This window comes from Thioalkalivibrio sp. ALE25, from assembly GCF_000377285.1.
In the GTDB taxonomy this organism is placed as follows: domain Bacteria; phylum Pseudomonadota; class Gammaproteobacteria; order Ectothiorhodospirales; family Ectothiorhodospiraceae; genus Thioalkalivibrio.
The window spans coordinates 1-13,098 of sequence record NZ_KB897935.1; the positions used below are offsets into that span (position 1 = coordinate 1).

A 13,098-nucleotide genomic window follows, 5' to 3' on the forward strand; every position below is an offset into this window, starting at 1 on the left:
ACTCGGGGCGCGCTGGCGAGTCAGCGCCAGGCAGTATGCGGACCGAAGGCACCGTAAACACCGGATGCCGAACCAGGACCAGCCACCACGAGTCAGGCGGCGGACCGAAAGCACATAAACGCTGACGACCACGCGGCCCCTGCCAGGATCACCGCGGGTTCGCGCGCTAGCGCTTGACGGTAGAGCGCAGCGCGAGACGCACCAGCGTCTCCACCGAGTCGGCCTGGTCGCGGACCGCCGCAACCATCTTCTCGGCACTGGCCCGCGGATAGCCAAGGGACTCCAGCGCGGCCAGGGCCTCGCCCTCCATCGCGGCCGCCGGCGTGGGCTCGCTGCCCGCCGCCGCCCCGGCGGGCGCGGCGGCAAAGCCCATCTCGGCCAGGCGCTCGCCCAGCTCGAGCACCACCCGTTCGGCGGTGCGCTTGCCAATGCCCGGCACCTTGGCCAGGCCCGTCACGTCGCCACCACTGATCAGGCCCGCCAGCTCGTCGCCGGCGTAGGTCGAGAGCATGGCCAGCGCCAGTTTGGCACCGATACCGTTGACGCGGATCAGACGGCGGAAGAGGTCGCGGTCGCGCTTGTTCAGGAATCCGAAGAGCTGGTGGGCATCCTCGCGCACCACCAGGTGGGTCGCCAGCACGACCGTCTCGCCGGGTTCCGGCAGGGCCGCCAGCGTGGACAGCGGGACATCCACCTCGTAACCAACCCCGCCGGCGTCGATCACCACGCCGTTCACCTCGCGACTGATCAGCCGCCCCTCCAGCCGAGCGATCATGGGCGCCCCCCGATCATCGCAGCAGCCGAGCCCTGCAGGCGCGCCTCGTTCTGCCGGGTGTGGGCGTGGCAGAGCGCGACGGCCAGGGCATCAGCGGCATCGCTGCTGGCCGGTTCGGCCAGGCGTAAAAGTTGCTGCATCATGTGCTGGACCTGCTCCTTGTCCGCGCCACCGACACCGACCACGGCCAGCTTGATCGCGCGCGGGGCGTATTCGTGTACCGGCAGACCGGCCTGGGTGGCGGCGCAGATGGCCGCGCCACGGGCGTGCCCCAGCTTGATCGCGGACTGGGCATTGCGGGCGACGAACACCGACTCGATGGCCAGTACGTCGGGCTTCAGCTCGTCGATCACCTCGACTACGCCGGCGAAGATCTCGCCCAGGCGCTCGGGGAAGGCCTTCGCCTTCGGCCGGATCACGCCGTGGCCGCAGGAACGGCCACGACTGCGATCAAACTCGATGACCGCAAAGCCGGTCACGCGGGAGCCGGGGTCGATCCCGAGGATGCGCACGCCGCTCACGCCGCGGCCGGATCAGTCACCGCTGACTTCTTCGGGGAAGTCGGCGTTGGTATAGACGTTCTGCACGTCGTCCAGATCATCCAGCATGTCCAGCAACTTCAGGACCGACTCGGCGGTCTCCGCATCCAGCGGGGCAAGGGTCTCCGGCCGCCAGGTCACCTCGGCGTTTTCCGGCTCCAGACCGCGCTCGGTCAGCGCGGCGCGCACGTCCTGATAGGTCTCCGGCTCGGTGATCACCTCGATGGCGCCGTCGTCCTCGACCTGGACGTCCTCGGCCCCACCCTCCAGCGCGGCCTCCATCACCACTTCGTCATCCAGGCCCGGGGCGAAACGGATCACGCCCTTGTTCTGGAACAGGTAGGCGACCGAGCCGTCGGTGCCGAGGTTGCCGCCCATCTTGGAGAAGGCGTGCCGGACCTCGGCGACCGTGCGGTTGCGGTTGTCAGTCATGCAGTCGACCAGGATGGCCGCACCGCCAGGCCCATAGCCCTCGTAGCGGATCTCCTCGACGTTGTCGCCATCGGTCTCGCCGGCGCCACGCTTGGCGGCCCGCTCGATGGTGTCGCGGGTCATGTTGGCACCCAGCGCCTTGTCGATCGCCAGGCGCAGGCGCGGGTTGGTCTCCGGGTCCGAGCCGCCCTGGCGGGCGGCCACGGTGATCTCGCGGATCAGCTTGGTGAAGAGTTTGCCGCGCTTGGCGTCCTGGGCGTTCTTGCGATGCTGGATATTCGCCCACTTGCTGTGGCCTGCCATTCGGTCACGACTCCTTGAGTTGGGTTCGGTTATGCCGACCCGGCATGCCGCCGGGCACCGGAATGCGCACAGTCTAATCGCTGGGGCCGCGCTAATCACGAATGCGGGCGGCATGCCCCTGCCGTGGTCCCTTCGTCATTGCGAGGCCGCGCAGGGGCGGTGAACGGCCGCAGGCCGGCTCGAAGGGCGCGCGCAGCGAGTAACCTCCGGACCGAACCCCCGACGCCCGCCCGGGCCAGCGCCGGGGCCAGCCACGGAGATCGCCACGGCGCTCCGCGCCTCGCGATGACCGCGGTGGTCGGGCTTGACGGGCCCGTCCGGCGTCAGGGCAGAAACTCGCCCGCCTCCAGGAAGTGCAGGGTCTCGCGCGCCACGACGGTGTCGAACAGCATGCCCATATGCGTCACCGGCAGGGTCAGGTGACGAGAGACGTCGGGGCCCCGCGTCTCGTCCACCGCGACCAGGCCGTCATGGGGATGCGGCAGGCGCGCAATCAGCGGGCCCGGCCCGAACGGCCGGCTGCCGGCCAGCATGCCGATGTCGCGCCCGCGCAGGATCGGGCTCCCACCGAGCAGGCCGCGTTCCAGGGGCGCGCCCAGCCACCAGCGCCCGGCCCGGTTGCGCGCCAGCCGGGCCGCCACGCGGCTGCCGGCCAGGGGCGAACCCAGCATCACGATGCGGCCGGGACGCTGCACGGGCGCGACCTCGAACAGGTGGCGCACCACCACGCCGCCCAGGCTGTGGGCGACCAGGTGCACGAGGTCGCCGGGGACGTCGTCGAGAAAGGCCGCCAGCGCGCGCCCCGCCTGCTCCGGCGTCTGGCGCCGCGAGGCGTAGCGGAAGGGGTGAACCGCGTGACCGGCCGCGCGCAGGCGCCGGGCGAGCAGGGCCATCTCCAGGCCGGACATATGCCAGCCATGGACCGTAACCACACTGGTACGCATGCCGGCCATGGTGAACGACCGGCCCGTTGCCTACCCGGCCTGTTGCGTAGCGCTGGCGCGCAGGCGGATGCCCAGCTCGCGCAGCTGCTTCTCGCCGACCGGCGCCGGGGCGTCGGTCAGCAGGCAGGCGGCCGTCTGGGTCTTGGGGAAGGCCATTACGTCGCGAATGGAGTGGGCGCCGCTCATCAGCATCACCAGGCGGTCCAGGCCGAAGGCCAGGCCGCCGTGCGGCGGGGCACCGAACTCCAGCGCATCCAGCAGGAAGCCGAATTTCTCGCGGGCCTCGTCCTCGCCGATACCCAGGGCCTCGAACGCAGCCTGCTGCATCTCGGGGTTGTGGATACGGATGGAGCCACCGCCCACTTCGGTGCCGTTGAGCACCATGTCGTAGGCACGGGACAGGGCCTCGCGCGGGTTATTGCGCAGCGCGTCCGGGCTGTCCACCGCCGGGGCAGTGAACGGGTGATGCAGGGCGTACAGGCGCTTGTCCTGGTCGTCGTACTCGAACATCGGGAAGTCGACGACCCACAGCGGCTGCCAGCCCGCCTCGACCAGGTCGAGGTCGTGGCCGAGCTTCACCCGCAGCGCGCCGATCGCCTCGTTGACCACAGAGGCCTTGTCCGCACCGAAGAAGATCAGGTCGCCGGCGGCGGCCGCGGTCTTTTCCAGGATCTGCCGGGTCACGTCCTCCGGCAGGAATTTCAGGATCGGCGACTGCAGCCCGCCCTCGATATCCGCCGGGTCGTTGACCTTGATGTAGGCCAGGCCCTTCGCGCCGTAGCGGCCGACGTACTCGGTGTAGACGTCGATCTCCTTGCGCGTGAGCTTGGCTCCGCCCGGCACGCGCAGCGCGGCCACGCGGCCCTCGGGGTCGTTCGCCGGGCCGTTGAAGACCTTGAACTCCACCGCCTGCATCACCTCGGTCAGCTCGGTGAGCTCCAGCGGGATGCGCAGATCGGGCTTGTCCGAGCCGAAACGGGCCATCGCCTCGGCGTAGGCCATGCGCGGGAACGGGTCGGGCAGCTCGACACCCTGTACCTCGTGGAACAGGTGCCGGATCAGGCCCTCGGTCACGTCCATCACGTCGGCCTCGTCGACGAAGGCCATCTCCATGTCCAGCTGGGTGAACTCCGGCTGGCGATCGGCGCGCAGGTCCTCGTCGCGGAAGCAGCGGGTGATCTGGTAGTAGCGGTCCATGCCGGACATCATCAGCAGCTGCTTGAACAGCTGCGGCGACTGCGGCAGGGCAAAGAAGCTGCCCGGATGCGTGCGGCTGGGCACCAGGTAGTCGCGCGCGCCCTCCGGCGTGGCCTTGGTCAGCATCGGGGTCTCGAGGTCGAGGAAATCGCGTTCCTCGAGGAAGCGGCGCATGGCCGCGGAGACCTTTGCGCGCAGACGCAGGCGCTCCTGCATCACCGGGCGGCGCAGGTCCACGTAGCGATAGCGCAGGCGGGTGTCCTCGCCGACGTCCTCGTCGTCCAGCGGGAACGGCGGGGTCTTCGCGGCGTTCAGGACCTCCAGTTCCAGACCCAGGATCTCCACCGCGCCGGTGGTCAGGTCCGGATTCTCGGTGCCCTCGGGGCGCCGGCGCACGCGGCCGGTCATGCGGATCACATACTCGCTGCGCAGCTGCTCGGCGCGCGCGAAGACGTCCTCGCGGTCGGGATCGAACACCACCTGCACCCGCCCCGTATGGTCGCGCAGGTCGACAAAGATCACGCCCCCGTGGTCACGCCGGCGATTCACCCAGCCGCAAAGGGTCACCTCCGAGTCGAGTTCGTTCTCGGTGACACGTCCACACAGATGAGTTCGCATTGCGCTGTTCCAGCCGAAGGGCACGCCCGCCAGGGATCGGTGGTTCCTGAGAGGCCTGCACGGTTAGTCGGGAAAACGGGGCGCACGCGACGTCCGCACCCGCGAAAAGGCCGGAAATCTTACGATTTGCCCTGCCCTTGCGCAACCGGAGCCGGGGCCTCTTCAGGTCCTTTCAGGGGCGTGACGACCCCCATGGACATCACGAACTTGAGGCCGTCCTCCACCGTCATGTCGAGTTCGATCGCCTCTTCGCGCGGGACCATCAGCACGAAGCCCGAGGTCGGGTTGGGGGTCGTCGGGACGAATACGGTGATTACCTCGTGCTCGGTACGCTCCTGCACCTCGCCGGTGCCGACGCCGGTCATGAACCCGACCGACCACAGGCCGCGACGCGGGTATTCGATCAGCATCACCTTGCGGAAGGCCTGGCCGCCATCCGCCAGTACCGTCTCGGTCACCTTCTTCACTGCCCCGTAGATCGAGTTGACCAGCGGGATGCGGTGCACGATGGACTCGCCCAGCGCGACCAGCTTGCGCCCGACGATGTTGGCCACGATCACCCCGGTGACGAACACCACGACGATCGCGACCACGATCCCCACGCCCGGGATGGAAAAGCCCAGCAGCGCCTCCGGCCGCCAGCCCGGCGGCAGGAGGAGGATGGTGAAGTCCAGCAGGTCGACCAGCAGCTTGATAATGAAGCCGGTGACGATCAGCGGCAGCCAGACCAGCAGCCCTGCAATCAGGTAGCGGCGCAGGGAAACCAGCATGGGTCAGGTGCTGGCCGCGGCCTTGCTCGTGGAAGTATCGGACTTGCCGGCGCCACCGCCCGAATCCTTCAGGTTGCGCTTGCCGTCCTTCTTGAAATCGGTCTCGTACCAGCCGCCCCCGGCCAGGCGGAAACCGGCGGCGGAGACCTGCTTGGTCAGGGCCTCGGCACCGCACTCGGGGCAGGTGGTGGCGGGCGGATCGGAGATCTTCTGCAGGATCTCGGAGATCTCGCCGCAATCCTTGCACTGGTATTCATAGATGGGCATGGCTGGAATCCTCGGAACACATCCGCGAAAACACGGGTTGAGGCGTATTATGCGGCCGTTCGCCGGGAATAAAAGGCCTTCCGCACCGACAGGCGGTGTTTGCGCCGCGCGGCCGCAGCGCGGATGATTCGCCCCATACCCGAATGTACTGCCCGCAAGGACCTGCCATGGCCGAAAAGATCGTGATCATGCTGCTGAATCTGGACCTCGACCGCCCCGGCACCCTGGGCGCCCCGTTCTTCCAGGCCACCGTCGCCGCCGCGATGGATCTCGAGGTCGAGATCTACTTCGCCGCCGGCACCACGCGCCTGCTGCGCGCGGGCGTGGCGGACCAGATCTACCCCGGCGAGGCGAAGGAGAAATCCGTCTACAGCTTCATGCAGGACGCCCACGAGGCCGGCTGCGCCTTCTACGCCTGCGCCGGTGCAATGGACGAAAACGGACTGACCCTGGACAACGCGGTCCCGGAACTGGACGGGATGCGCGGCGGCGGCGCCTTCATCGGCGAGGTCGTTGAGGACGGCGTCGCCACCCTCACCTACTGATCCGGCCGCCATGAGCGAACCCTCCCAGCGCGCGGTCCTGATCACCGGCTGCTCCAGCGGCATCGGGGCCTGCACCGCGGGCATGCTGCGCGAACGCGGCTACCGGGTCTTCGCCACCGCCCGGCGCAGCGAGGATGTCGCGCGGCTGAAGAAGGACGGCTTCGAGGCATTGCAGCTGGACCTGGATGACTCCGCCAGCATCCACAGCGCAGTCACCGAGATTCTGCACCGCACCGACGGCCACCTCTACGGCCTGTTCAACAACGGCGCCTATGGTCAGCCCGGCGCGGTGGAGGACCTCAATCGCGCCACCCTGCGCGCACAACTGGAGACCAACGTGCTTGGCTGGCTGGAGCTGACGAATGCCGTGCTGCCCGCCATGCGCCGCGCCGGCGAGGGCCGCATCATCCAGAACAGCTCGGTCCTTGGGCTGGTCGCCCTGCGCCTGCGCGGCGCCTACGTGACCTCCAAGTTCGCGATCGAGGGCATGAGCGACACCCTGCGCCAGGAACTGCACGGCACGGGTATCCATGTCTCGCTGATCGAGCCGGGCCCGATCCGCAGCGAATTCCGCGCCAACGCCCTGAAGGCCTTCCGCTACCACATCCAGCGCGAGCACAGCCCTTGGCAGGAGACCTACCGTGCCGCCGAGGCCCGCATGGCGGACGCCGAGTCCGATGCGCCGTTCACACTGGGGCCCGAGGCGGTCGCGCGCTGTGTGGTGCACGCCCTGGAGGCCCGCCGGCCACGGGTGCGCTATCACGTGACCTTCCCCACCCGGTTGTTCGCCTTCCTCAAGTGGCTGCTCCCGGCGCGGGCGCTGGATGCTGTGCTGCGCGGTGTATCACGCGGAGAGAACCGCTGACCGTGGCAAACTGCGCCGCATGAACCTGATCTTTCTCGCCCTGATCGTGATCGCCGTGGCCACGGCCGCGATCCGCGAGATCCGCTCCACCGACCCGGACGAGCAGCCAATGCAGGCGCTGTCCGAGGGCGCGATCGAGGCAGCCGGTTCCGCGGTGGAACTGGCGCTGGGTCTGGTCGGGGTGATGGCACTGTTCCTGGGCCTGATGAAGATCGCCGAGGCCGGCGGCCTGCTGACCGTACTGGCCCGCCTGCTGCGCCCGCTGATGACCCGCCTGTTCCCGTCGGTCCCGCCGGAGCACCCGGCGATGGGCGCGATGATCCTGAACTTCTCCGCCAACATCCTGGGGCTGGGCAACGCCGCGACCCCGTTCGGCATCCGCGCGATGCAGGAACTGGAGAAGCTGAACCCGCACCCGGGCACCGCCACCAATGCGATGGCCCTGTTCCTGGCGATCAACACCTCCAGCATCACATTGCTGCCCACCGGGGTGATCGCGCTGCGCGCCTCGCTCGGCTCCGAGGCCCCGGCGGCGATCCTGCCGACCACACTGTTCGCCACGCTGTTCGCGACCATCGCCGGCATCACCAGCGCCCTCATCCTGCAGCGCTATTTCCGCAGCCCGGCGCCGACCCGCTCGGTCGACCCGAATGCCACCGATCGCGAGGGCGCCCCGGACCTGGACGACACGGTTCGCGCGACCGAGCCCCGCAGCGCCCCGGCCGATGCCAAAGTGCGCGCGACCGAAGAACCCGCCCCGGAGCAGCAACCGATGAACATCGAGGTGCCCACCGAGGGCTACCCGGCCTGGGTCTCGCTGACGGTACTGGCCGGGGTGCTGGCGATGATCCCGCTGACCATCCTCTACGGCCAGGCGATCGCGCCCTGGATCATCCCCGGGCTAGTGGTCGGCTTCCTGTCCTACGGGGTGATCCGCGGCGTGCCGGTCTACGAGGTCTTCGTCGAGGGGGCCAAGGAGGGCTTCAACGTGGCCCTGCGCATCATCCCCTATCTGGTGGCGATCCTGGTCGCGGTGGGGATGCTGCGCGAGAGCGGCGCTCTGGGCATGTTCGTCGGGCTGGTCGGGCCGCTGACCACGCCGTTCGGCCTGCCGGCCGAGGCCCTTCCGATGGCGCTGCTGCGCCCGCTGTCCGGTTCCGGCGCCTACGGCATCATGGCCGGCATCATGCAGGACCCGGCCACCGGCCCGGACACCCACGTCGGCATCCTGGTCTCCACCCTGCAGGGCTCGACCGAGACCACCTTCTACGTGCTCGCGGTGTACTTCGGCGCCATCGGCATCAAGCGCGTGCGCCACACTCTGGCGGCCGCGCTGACCGCGGACGCCGTCGCCGTGGCCGCGGCGATCGCGATCGTCGCATTCCTCTTTCTTTGAGAATCGCCGACGCGCGCGGCGGCTCAGCCGCTCGCGCGACCCGCGGCACAGCGCTGCAGCGCGCCCAGCAGATCGCTCGCCCCGATCGGCTTGGTGAGCAGAGCATCAAAGCCGGCCGCCGCCACCCGCTCGCGCGTGGCCTCGGTGGCATCGGCCGTCACCGCGATCACCGGGATCGCCGCCAGCGCCGCCTCGGCGCGCAGCGCGCGCAGCACCTGAAAGCCGTCCATCACCGGCAGATTCAGATCGAGCAGGACAAGCCCCGGCGGGTCCCGCAGGGCCATGTCCAGGCCCGCCACGGCGGAGTCCGCCACCCGGCAGTCGCTCACCCCCTGCTGCCTCAGCATCTCGCGCAGCAGACGCTGATTGGCGGCATGATCCTCGATGCAGAGCACCCGGCAACCCTCCCGGATCGCAACGTCCGAGGCTGCGCCCACGTCCTCTCCGGCCGCGGGCGGGAGGTGCTCCTGCGCCGCGGGCAAACGGAACCAGAAGGTGCTGCCCGTACCCGGTATGCTGTCGACGCCGATCTCGCCGTCCATCAGCTCCACCAGGTTGCGGGTCACCGCAAGGCCCACCCCGCTCCCCTCGATTCCCTGCTCCTCGGCCACCAGGCGCTCGAAGGGCTGGAACAGCCGCTGGCACTGCTCCGGCGTCAGCCCCGGCCCGTCGTCGTGCACCGCGATCCGCACGCCGGAGCCCTCGTGTTCGCAGGTCACGCGCACGCGCCCGTCCGGCCGGTTGTACTTGACCGCGTTGGACAACAGGTTCAGGAGTACCTGCCTCAAACGCCGGGGGTCGGCCTGCACCATCACCGTCGGCAGGGGCTCCGCTGCGAGCACCACGCGATGCTCGCGCGCCAGGGGCTCCAGCAGGGACAGGCATTCATCCAGTAGCGGGTCCACGGCGACCGGTTCCGGCTCCACCTGCATGCGCCCCGCCTCGATCCGCGCCAGGTCCAGGATCTCGTTGATCAGGTCCAGCAGATGGCGCCCGGCGCGCATGATTTCATCGAGATGGCCGCGCTGGTGTTCATCCAGAGCCGGATCGCGCTCCAGCAGCTGGGCAAACCCGAGAACCGCGTTCATCGGCGTGCGCAGCTCGTGGCTCATGTTGGACAGAAAATCCGACTTGGCCCGGTTGGCCGCCTCGGCCGCCTCGCGCGCACGGTGCAGCTCGGCGCGACGGCGCAACTCGTCGGTGAAGTCGCTGAAGATGTTGAAGCCGTATTGCGGCTCGCCGCGATCGTCGAGGACGACCCCGATGTTGCTGACGGTGATAAACACCGCCCCATTGGCGCAGCGGTGGGGTAGCTTTCCGGCCCAGGAACCGCCTTCGGAAAGCACCCGGTCGATCTCCCGCGCCTCCTCTTCGGAGTCCTCGGGGATGATATCCATCTCGCGGAAGCTCCGGCCCAGCATCTCGCTCGACTCGTAGCCCACCATCTCGCGCGCGGCGGCATTCACGTAGACGAAGCGGCCCGCACGGTCCACTACCGCGATGCCCTGCCCGGAGGACTCGAAGATGCGCTGGAACAGGGCCAGATGTTCCTGGGCCTCGTGCAGTTCGGTGATGTCCTGCAGGCTCCCGGCGATGTGCGCGGGTCGGCCCTCTGCATCCAGGCTGACACTGGCGATGACGTGGACAAAGCGGGTCCGCCCGTCCCGGAATTGCACCCGGTGACCGAGTTCGTGGTGTCCGGCCGCATTCAGGCCCTGCAGAAAGGCCGTCACCGGCTCGCGATCCTCCGGGTGCACCAGCGCCAGGTATGCGTCGCGCCCGAAGGACGCATCCCCCGCATCCGCCTCGAAGATCTCGTGGATGACCCGCGACCATGTGATCGCCCCGCTTTGCGGGTCCATATCCCAGTTGCCGATGCGCGCCAGGCGCTGCGATTCCAGCAGCCGGGTAGACAGCTGGGACAATGCCAGTTCCGAGGTCTTGCGCTTGGTGATGTCCTGCATCACACCCAGCATGTACAGAACCTCGCCGTCCTGATCCCGGACCACGTCGCCGCGCTCCAGCAGCCAGTGCTCCGAGCCGTCGGGCCAGATGACGCGATGCTCCAGTTCAAGATAGGACCCGCGACGCAGACTGCTGGCGATCGCATTGCGCACCCGGACGCGATCGTCGGGGTGCACCGCCTGCACGAAATTGGCGACCGTGGGTTCCAGCCCGCCCTCGGGATAGCCCAGAAGCGGCGGGATGCGCTCCGACCAGCCCAGCGCCTCGCGGTTCGGCGCCCATTCCCAGGTCCCCATGTTGGCGAAGATCTGGCTGGAGCGCAGGCGGTGCTCCTGATGCTTCACGTGGGTGATCTCGGTGCGGATCGACACGTACTGGTAGGGGCGCCCGTTGCTCCCGAGATACGGGACGATGGTGGTCTCCACCCAGTACAGCGAGCCGTCGCGCGAACGATTGCACATTTCGCCCTGCCAGACGCGCCCGGACGCGATGGTGGACCAGAGCTCGGCATAGAATTCCGGTGGATGCTGGCCGGACTTCAGGATGCGGTGATTGCGGCCTATCAGCTCGGACACCGCATAGCCGCTGATCCGGGAAAAGCGCTCGTTGGCGTAGACGATGTTGCCGGCCACGTCCGCGATACTGACCAGGGCATGTTCGTTGACGGCCACATGCTCGCGCTCGCGCTCGTACAGGGCATCGCGATAGGACTGGCTGACCCCGTCGATCTGGCGCATCTGGCGCGCCCGCGCGGCAATCGCGGCCTGGATACGGGCTGGCTCCACGGGCTTCAGAAACACCCCCGCCACACCGGGGTGCACCGTCATCAGGGCGTTGATCCGTCCGGGGTCCTCGGTCAGGAACAGCAGCGGAACCGCCCCCCCGTTGTCCCGAGTACGCAGCAGCGCGACAAACGATTCCGCCGGTTCGTCCAGCCCCTGCAGATCGAGGACCACCACATCGGCGCCGATCTCGCCCAGCCGGAGGCGCGCATCCTCCGGGTCGGACACCGTCGATACCTCCAGCCCGGAAGCGGCCAGATGATGAGCGAGTTCGCTGTCCGCCTCCCCGGCGACCAGCAGCACGCGATAATCCGACTCCACGATTACGCCGCCGATCTGCATCAGCTGCTCGACCAGGGTGTCGGTTACCAGGGGGTGATCGAGGCAGCGCGTCACCCCCTGGCGCACGCATTCGAGGCGGGCGCCGGGACTCCAGGCCTGAGCGACGGCCAGCACCGGAAGCCCGCTGGCCAGCGCAGACGCCAGCCCCGGCAAGCCGCCCCCGTCCGCCGCGACCACGTCGGCACACAGCACCACTGCGGAAAGCGGCTCGTCGTCGGCCACGGCAACCTCGCCCCGGGTTACACGAAAACCCTGGTCGGCCAGCATGCGGGCCACCGCCTCGCCGACCGCGCCGCCGTCGTCGATCAGGCGGACTCGTGACTCCGCCGGACGCCCCCCCACAGGCTGCATGCGCGCCTGCGCCGCCGGCCGCGCCCGCTGCCGATAGGCCTCCACGGCCGTGGCCAGGCGGCGCACCCCCGCGACAATCAGGTCACGATCCGGTCCGGGCGGGGCCCGGCGTACGCCGGCCACGGCGGCCCGCAGGGATTCCGCCGCGCCGCGGATCAAGCCGACATCGAAGACCTGCCCCGACTGCGCCAGCGCCTGGGCCTCGCGGTACAGGGTGATCAGGCGTTCGCCATCCGCAAACGTGCCGTCGAGCTGACCGGACAGGGCCTCCAGATCCGCGACCCGCTGCCCCAGTGACTCGAGGAATTCGCCCCGCAGGCGCGCTAGCCCCGGCGATGCCGGGGCTGGTGTCACGAGAGGCGTACGTGACGGATGCACCGAATCAGTTCGGCGGGCCGCCCGGATTGATGTCCTTGTCCTTGACGATGAAGTAGACCCCAATCGCCGCCAGGCCCATCCACATCAGCAGTGCAAACACCCCGAGGATCTCCCAGAGCGTCACGAAGAAGAACAGCATGATGGCGGCGGCGCCAAGGAAGATGTTGCCGATCACGAAATTGGACGGCCGGCGGGAATCATTGTCGGGCATGGAGCACTCCGGTACGGGTGCCAGGGACGGCACCGGGCAGGGCTATTGCTTCTTGTAGGGGGCGAAGTCGAACTGCCCGGCGGTCATGTCGTCCCACAGATCGCTCTGCAGCACGGCCAGCAGCTTGAACAGCTTGCGCAGTTCGGGGTCATCCATGAAGCGCTGGTCCTCGCTGGCCTTCAGCGTCTCGACCAGGGTGGCGCACTGTTCGCGGCTGATTCCGAGGACGTTCAGGCCCTCTTCTCCCATCTCGACATCCATCGAGCGTCTCCGGTTCGGTTAAGTGGCACCGATTGTAGCCGCATGCCGGCACACGGCGAAAACACCGGAACCCGCCCGCGTCATTGCGAGGCCCCGCAAGGGGCTATGGCACAAAAGCGCGATGCGCGTTGAGCGGCCGCAGGCCGGTCCGAAGGGC

General features: G+C 68.7%; 13 protein-coding genes. 3 read left to right on the forward strand and 10 right to left on the reverse strand.

Annotation, left to right across the window (positions count from 1 at the left end):
• Positions 1-166: 166 nt before the first annotated feature.
• The 7 genes from ruvA to C996_RS0110710 all read right to left on the reverse strand — a co-directional run bounded on the left by ruvA (position 167) and on the right by C996_RS0110710 (position 5,845).
• Positions 167-775 (reverse strand): Holliday junction branch migration protein RuvA, encoded by a 609-nt coding sequence (gene ruvA, locus C996_RS0110680; protein WP_018867436.1) that lies wholly within the window; start codon positions 773-775, stop codon positions 167-169.
• Entirely contained in the window at positions 772-1,287 is a 516-nt protein-coding gene (ruvC, locus tag C996_RS0110685) for a crossover junction endodeoxyribonuclease RuvC (protein ID WP_026279293.1), read from the reverse strand. The genes ruvA and ruvC overlap by 4 nt, the downstream gene beginning before the upstream one ends.
• A gap of 21 nt (positions 1,288-1,308) precedes the next feature.
• Positions 1,309-2,049, reverse strand: coding sequence for a YebC/PmpR family DNA-binding transcriptional regulator (locus C996_RS0110690; RefSeq protein ID WP_018867438.1), 741 nt, complete (start codon positions 2,047-2,049; stop codon positions 1,309-1,311).
• 323 nt (positions 2,050-2,372) lie between these two features.
• Positions 2,373-3,002, reverse strand: a complete 630-nt coding sequence (locus C996_RS0110695; RefSeq protein WP_018867439.1) for a triacylglycerol lipase — start codon at positions 3,000-3,002, stop codon at positions 2,373-2,375.
• Between the two features lie 21 nt (positions 3,003-3,023).
• Complete coding sequence (gene aspS, locus C996_RS0110700; protein ID WP_018867440.1) at positions 3,024-4,808, reverse strand: aspartate--tRNA ligase; 1,785 nt, start codon at positions 4,806-4,808, stop codon at positions 3,024-3,026.
• 119 nt (positions 4,809-4,927) lie between these two features.
• Positions 4,928-5,578 (reverse strand): DUF502 domain-containing protein, encoded by a 651-nt coding sequence (locus C996_RS0110705; protein WP_018867441.1) that lies wholly within the window; start codon positions 5,576-5,578, stop codon positions 4,928-4,930.
• Positions 5,579-5,581: 3 nt separating this feature from the next.
• On the reverse strand, positions 5,582-5,845 hold the full coding sequence (locus tag C996_RS0110710) for an FmdB family zinc ribbon protein (RefSeq protein WP_018867442.1): 264 nt from the start codon (positions 5,843-5,845) through the stop codon (positions 5,582-5,584).
• A 167-nt stretch (positions 5,846-6,012) separates the two neighbouring features.
• Between C996_RS0110710 and C996_RS0110715 the strand changes: the two genes are divergently transcribed.
• From C996_RS0110715 to C996_RS0110725, 3 genes are read left to right on the forward strand one after another with little or no spacing between them, the layout of a single operon-like run.
• Positions 6,013-6,390 carry a DsrE family protein gene (locus tag C996_RS0110715; protein WP_018867443.1) on the forward strand — a complete coding sequence of 126 codons (378 nt, stop codon included), beginning with the start codon at positions 6,013-6,015 and terminating at the stop codon, positions 6,388-6,390.
• Positions 6,391-6,400: 10 nt separating this feature from the next.
• Entirely contained in the window at positions 6,401-7,255 is an 855-nt protein-coding gene (locus tag C996_RS0110720; RefSeq protein WP_018867444.1) for an SDR family oxidoreductase, read from the forward strand.
• 19 nt (positions 7,256-7,274) lie between these two features.
• Complete coding sequence (locus C996_RS0110725) at positions 7,275-8,651, forward strand: nucleoside recognition domain-containing protein (RefSeq protein WP_018867445.1); 1,377 nt, start codon at positions 7,275-7,277, stop codon at positions 8,649-8,651.
• 23 nt (positions 8,652-8,674) lie between these two features.
• On the opposite strand, the gene C996_RS0110730 is transcribed toward C996_RS0110725, so the two are convergent.
• Genes C996_RS0110730 through C996_RS0110740 form a run of 3 tightly spaced genes read right to left on the reverse strand, consistent with a single transcriptional unit; the run spans position 8,675 to position 12,941 of the window.
• The gene (locus C996_RS0110730) at positions 8,675-12,445 is read right to left on the reverse strand and encodes a PAS domain-containing protein (RefSeq protein ID WP_018867446.1); all 3,771 of its coding nucleotides are present in this window, start codon (positions 12,443-12,445) and stop codon (positions 8,675-8,677) included.
• A 28-nt stretch (positions 12,446-12,473) separates the two neighbouring features.
• Entirely contained in the window at positions 12,474-12,680 is a 207-nt protein-coding gene (locus C996_RS0110735) for a hypothetical protein (RefSeq protein WP_017941374.1), read from the reverse strand.
• A 42-nt stretch (positions 12,681-12,722) separates the two neighbouring features.
• A complete protein-coding gene (locus C996_RS0110740; protein ID WP_018867447.1) occupies positions 12,723-12,941 on the reverse strand; it encodes a hypothetical protein in 219 nt (72 codons plus the stop codon).
• Between the last annotated feature and the right edge of the window lie 157 nt (positions 12,942-13,098).

Excerpts from the sequence above, each read along its gene's own strand:
- C996_RS0110715 (WP_018867443.1), top strand. The coding sequence starts at position 6,013 with ATGGCCGAAAAGATCGTGATCATGCTGCTGAATCTGGACCTCGACCGC.
- C996_RS0110690 (WP_018867438.1), bottom strand. The coding sequence starts at position 2,049 with ATGGCAGGCCACAGCAAGTGGGCGAATATCCAGCATCGCAAGAACGCC.
- C996_RS0110705 (WP_018867441.1), bottom strand. The coding sequence starts at position 5,578 with ATGCTGGTTTCCCTGCGCCGCTACCTGATTGCAGGGCTGCTGGTCTGG.
- C996_RS0110720 (WP_018867444.1), top strand. The coding sequence starts at position 6,401 with ATGAGCGAACCCTCCCAGCGCGCGGTCCTGATCACCGGCTGCTCCAGC.
- C996_RS0110710 (WP_018867442.1), bottom strand. The coding sequence starts at position 5,845 with ATGCCCATCTATGAATACCAGTGCAAGGATTGCGGCGAGATCTCCGAG.
- C996_RS0110695 (WP_018867439.1), bottom strand. The coding sequence starts at position 3,002 with ATGGCCGGCATGCGTACCAGTGTGGTTACGGTCCATGGCTGGCATATG.
- C996_RS0110740 (WP_018867447.1), bottom strand. The coding sequence starts at position 12,941 with ATGGATGTCGAGATGGGAGAAGAGGGCCTGAACGTCCTCGGAATCAGC.
- C996_RS0110735 (WP_017941374.1), bottom strand. The coding sequence starts at position 12,680 with ATGCCCGACAATGATTCCCGCCGGCCGTCCAATTTCGTGATCGGCAAC.
- C996_RS0110725 (WP_018867445.1), top strand. The coding sequence starts at position 7,275 with ATGAACCTGATCTTTCTCGCCCTGATCGTGATCGCCGTGGCCACGGCC.
- ruvA (WP_018867436.1), bottom strand. The coding sequence starts at position 775 with ATGATCGCTCGGCTGGAGGGGCGGCTGATCAGTCGCGAGGTGAACGGC.
- aspS (WP_018867440.1), bottom strand. The coding sequence starts at position 4,808 with ATGCGAACTCATCTGTGTGGACGTGTCACCGAGAACGAACTCGACTCG.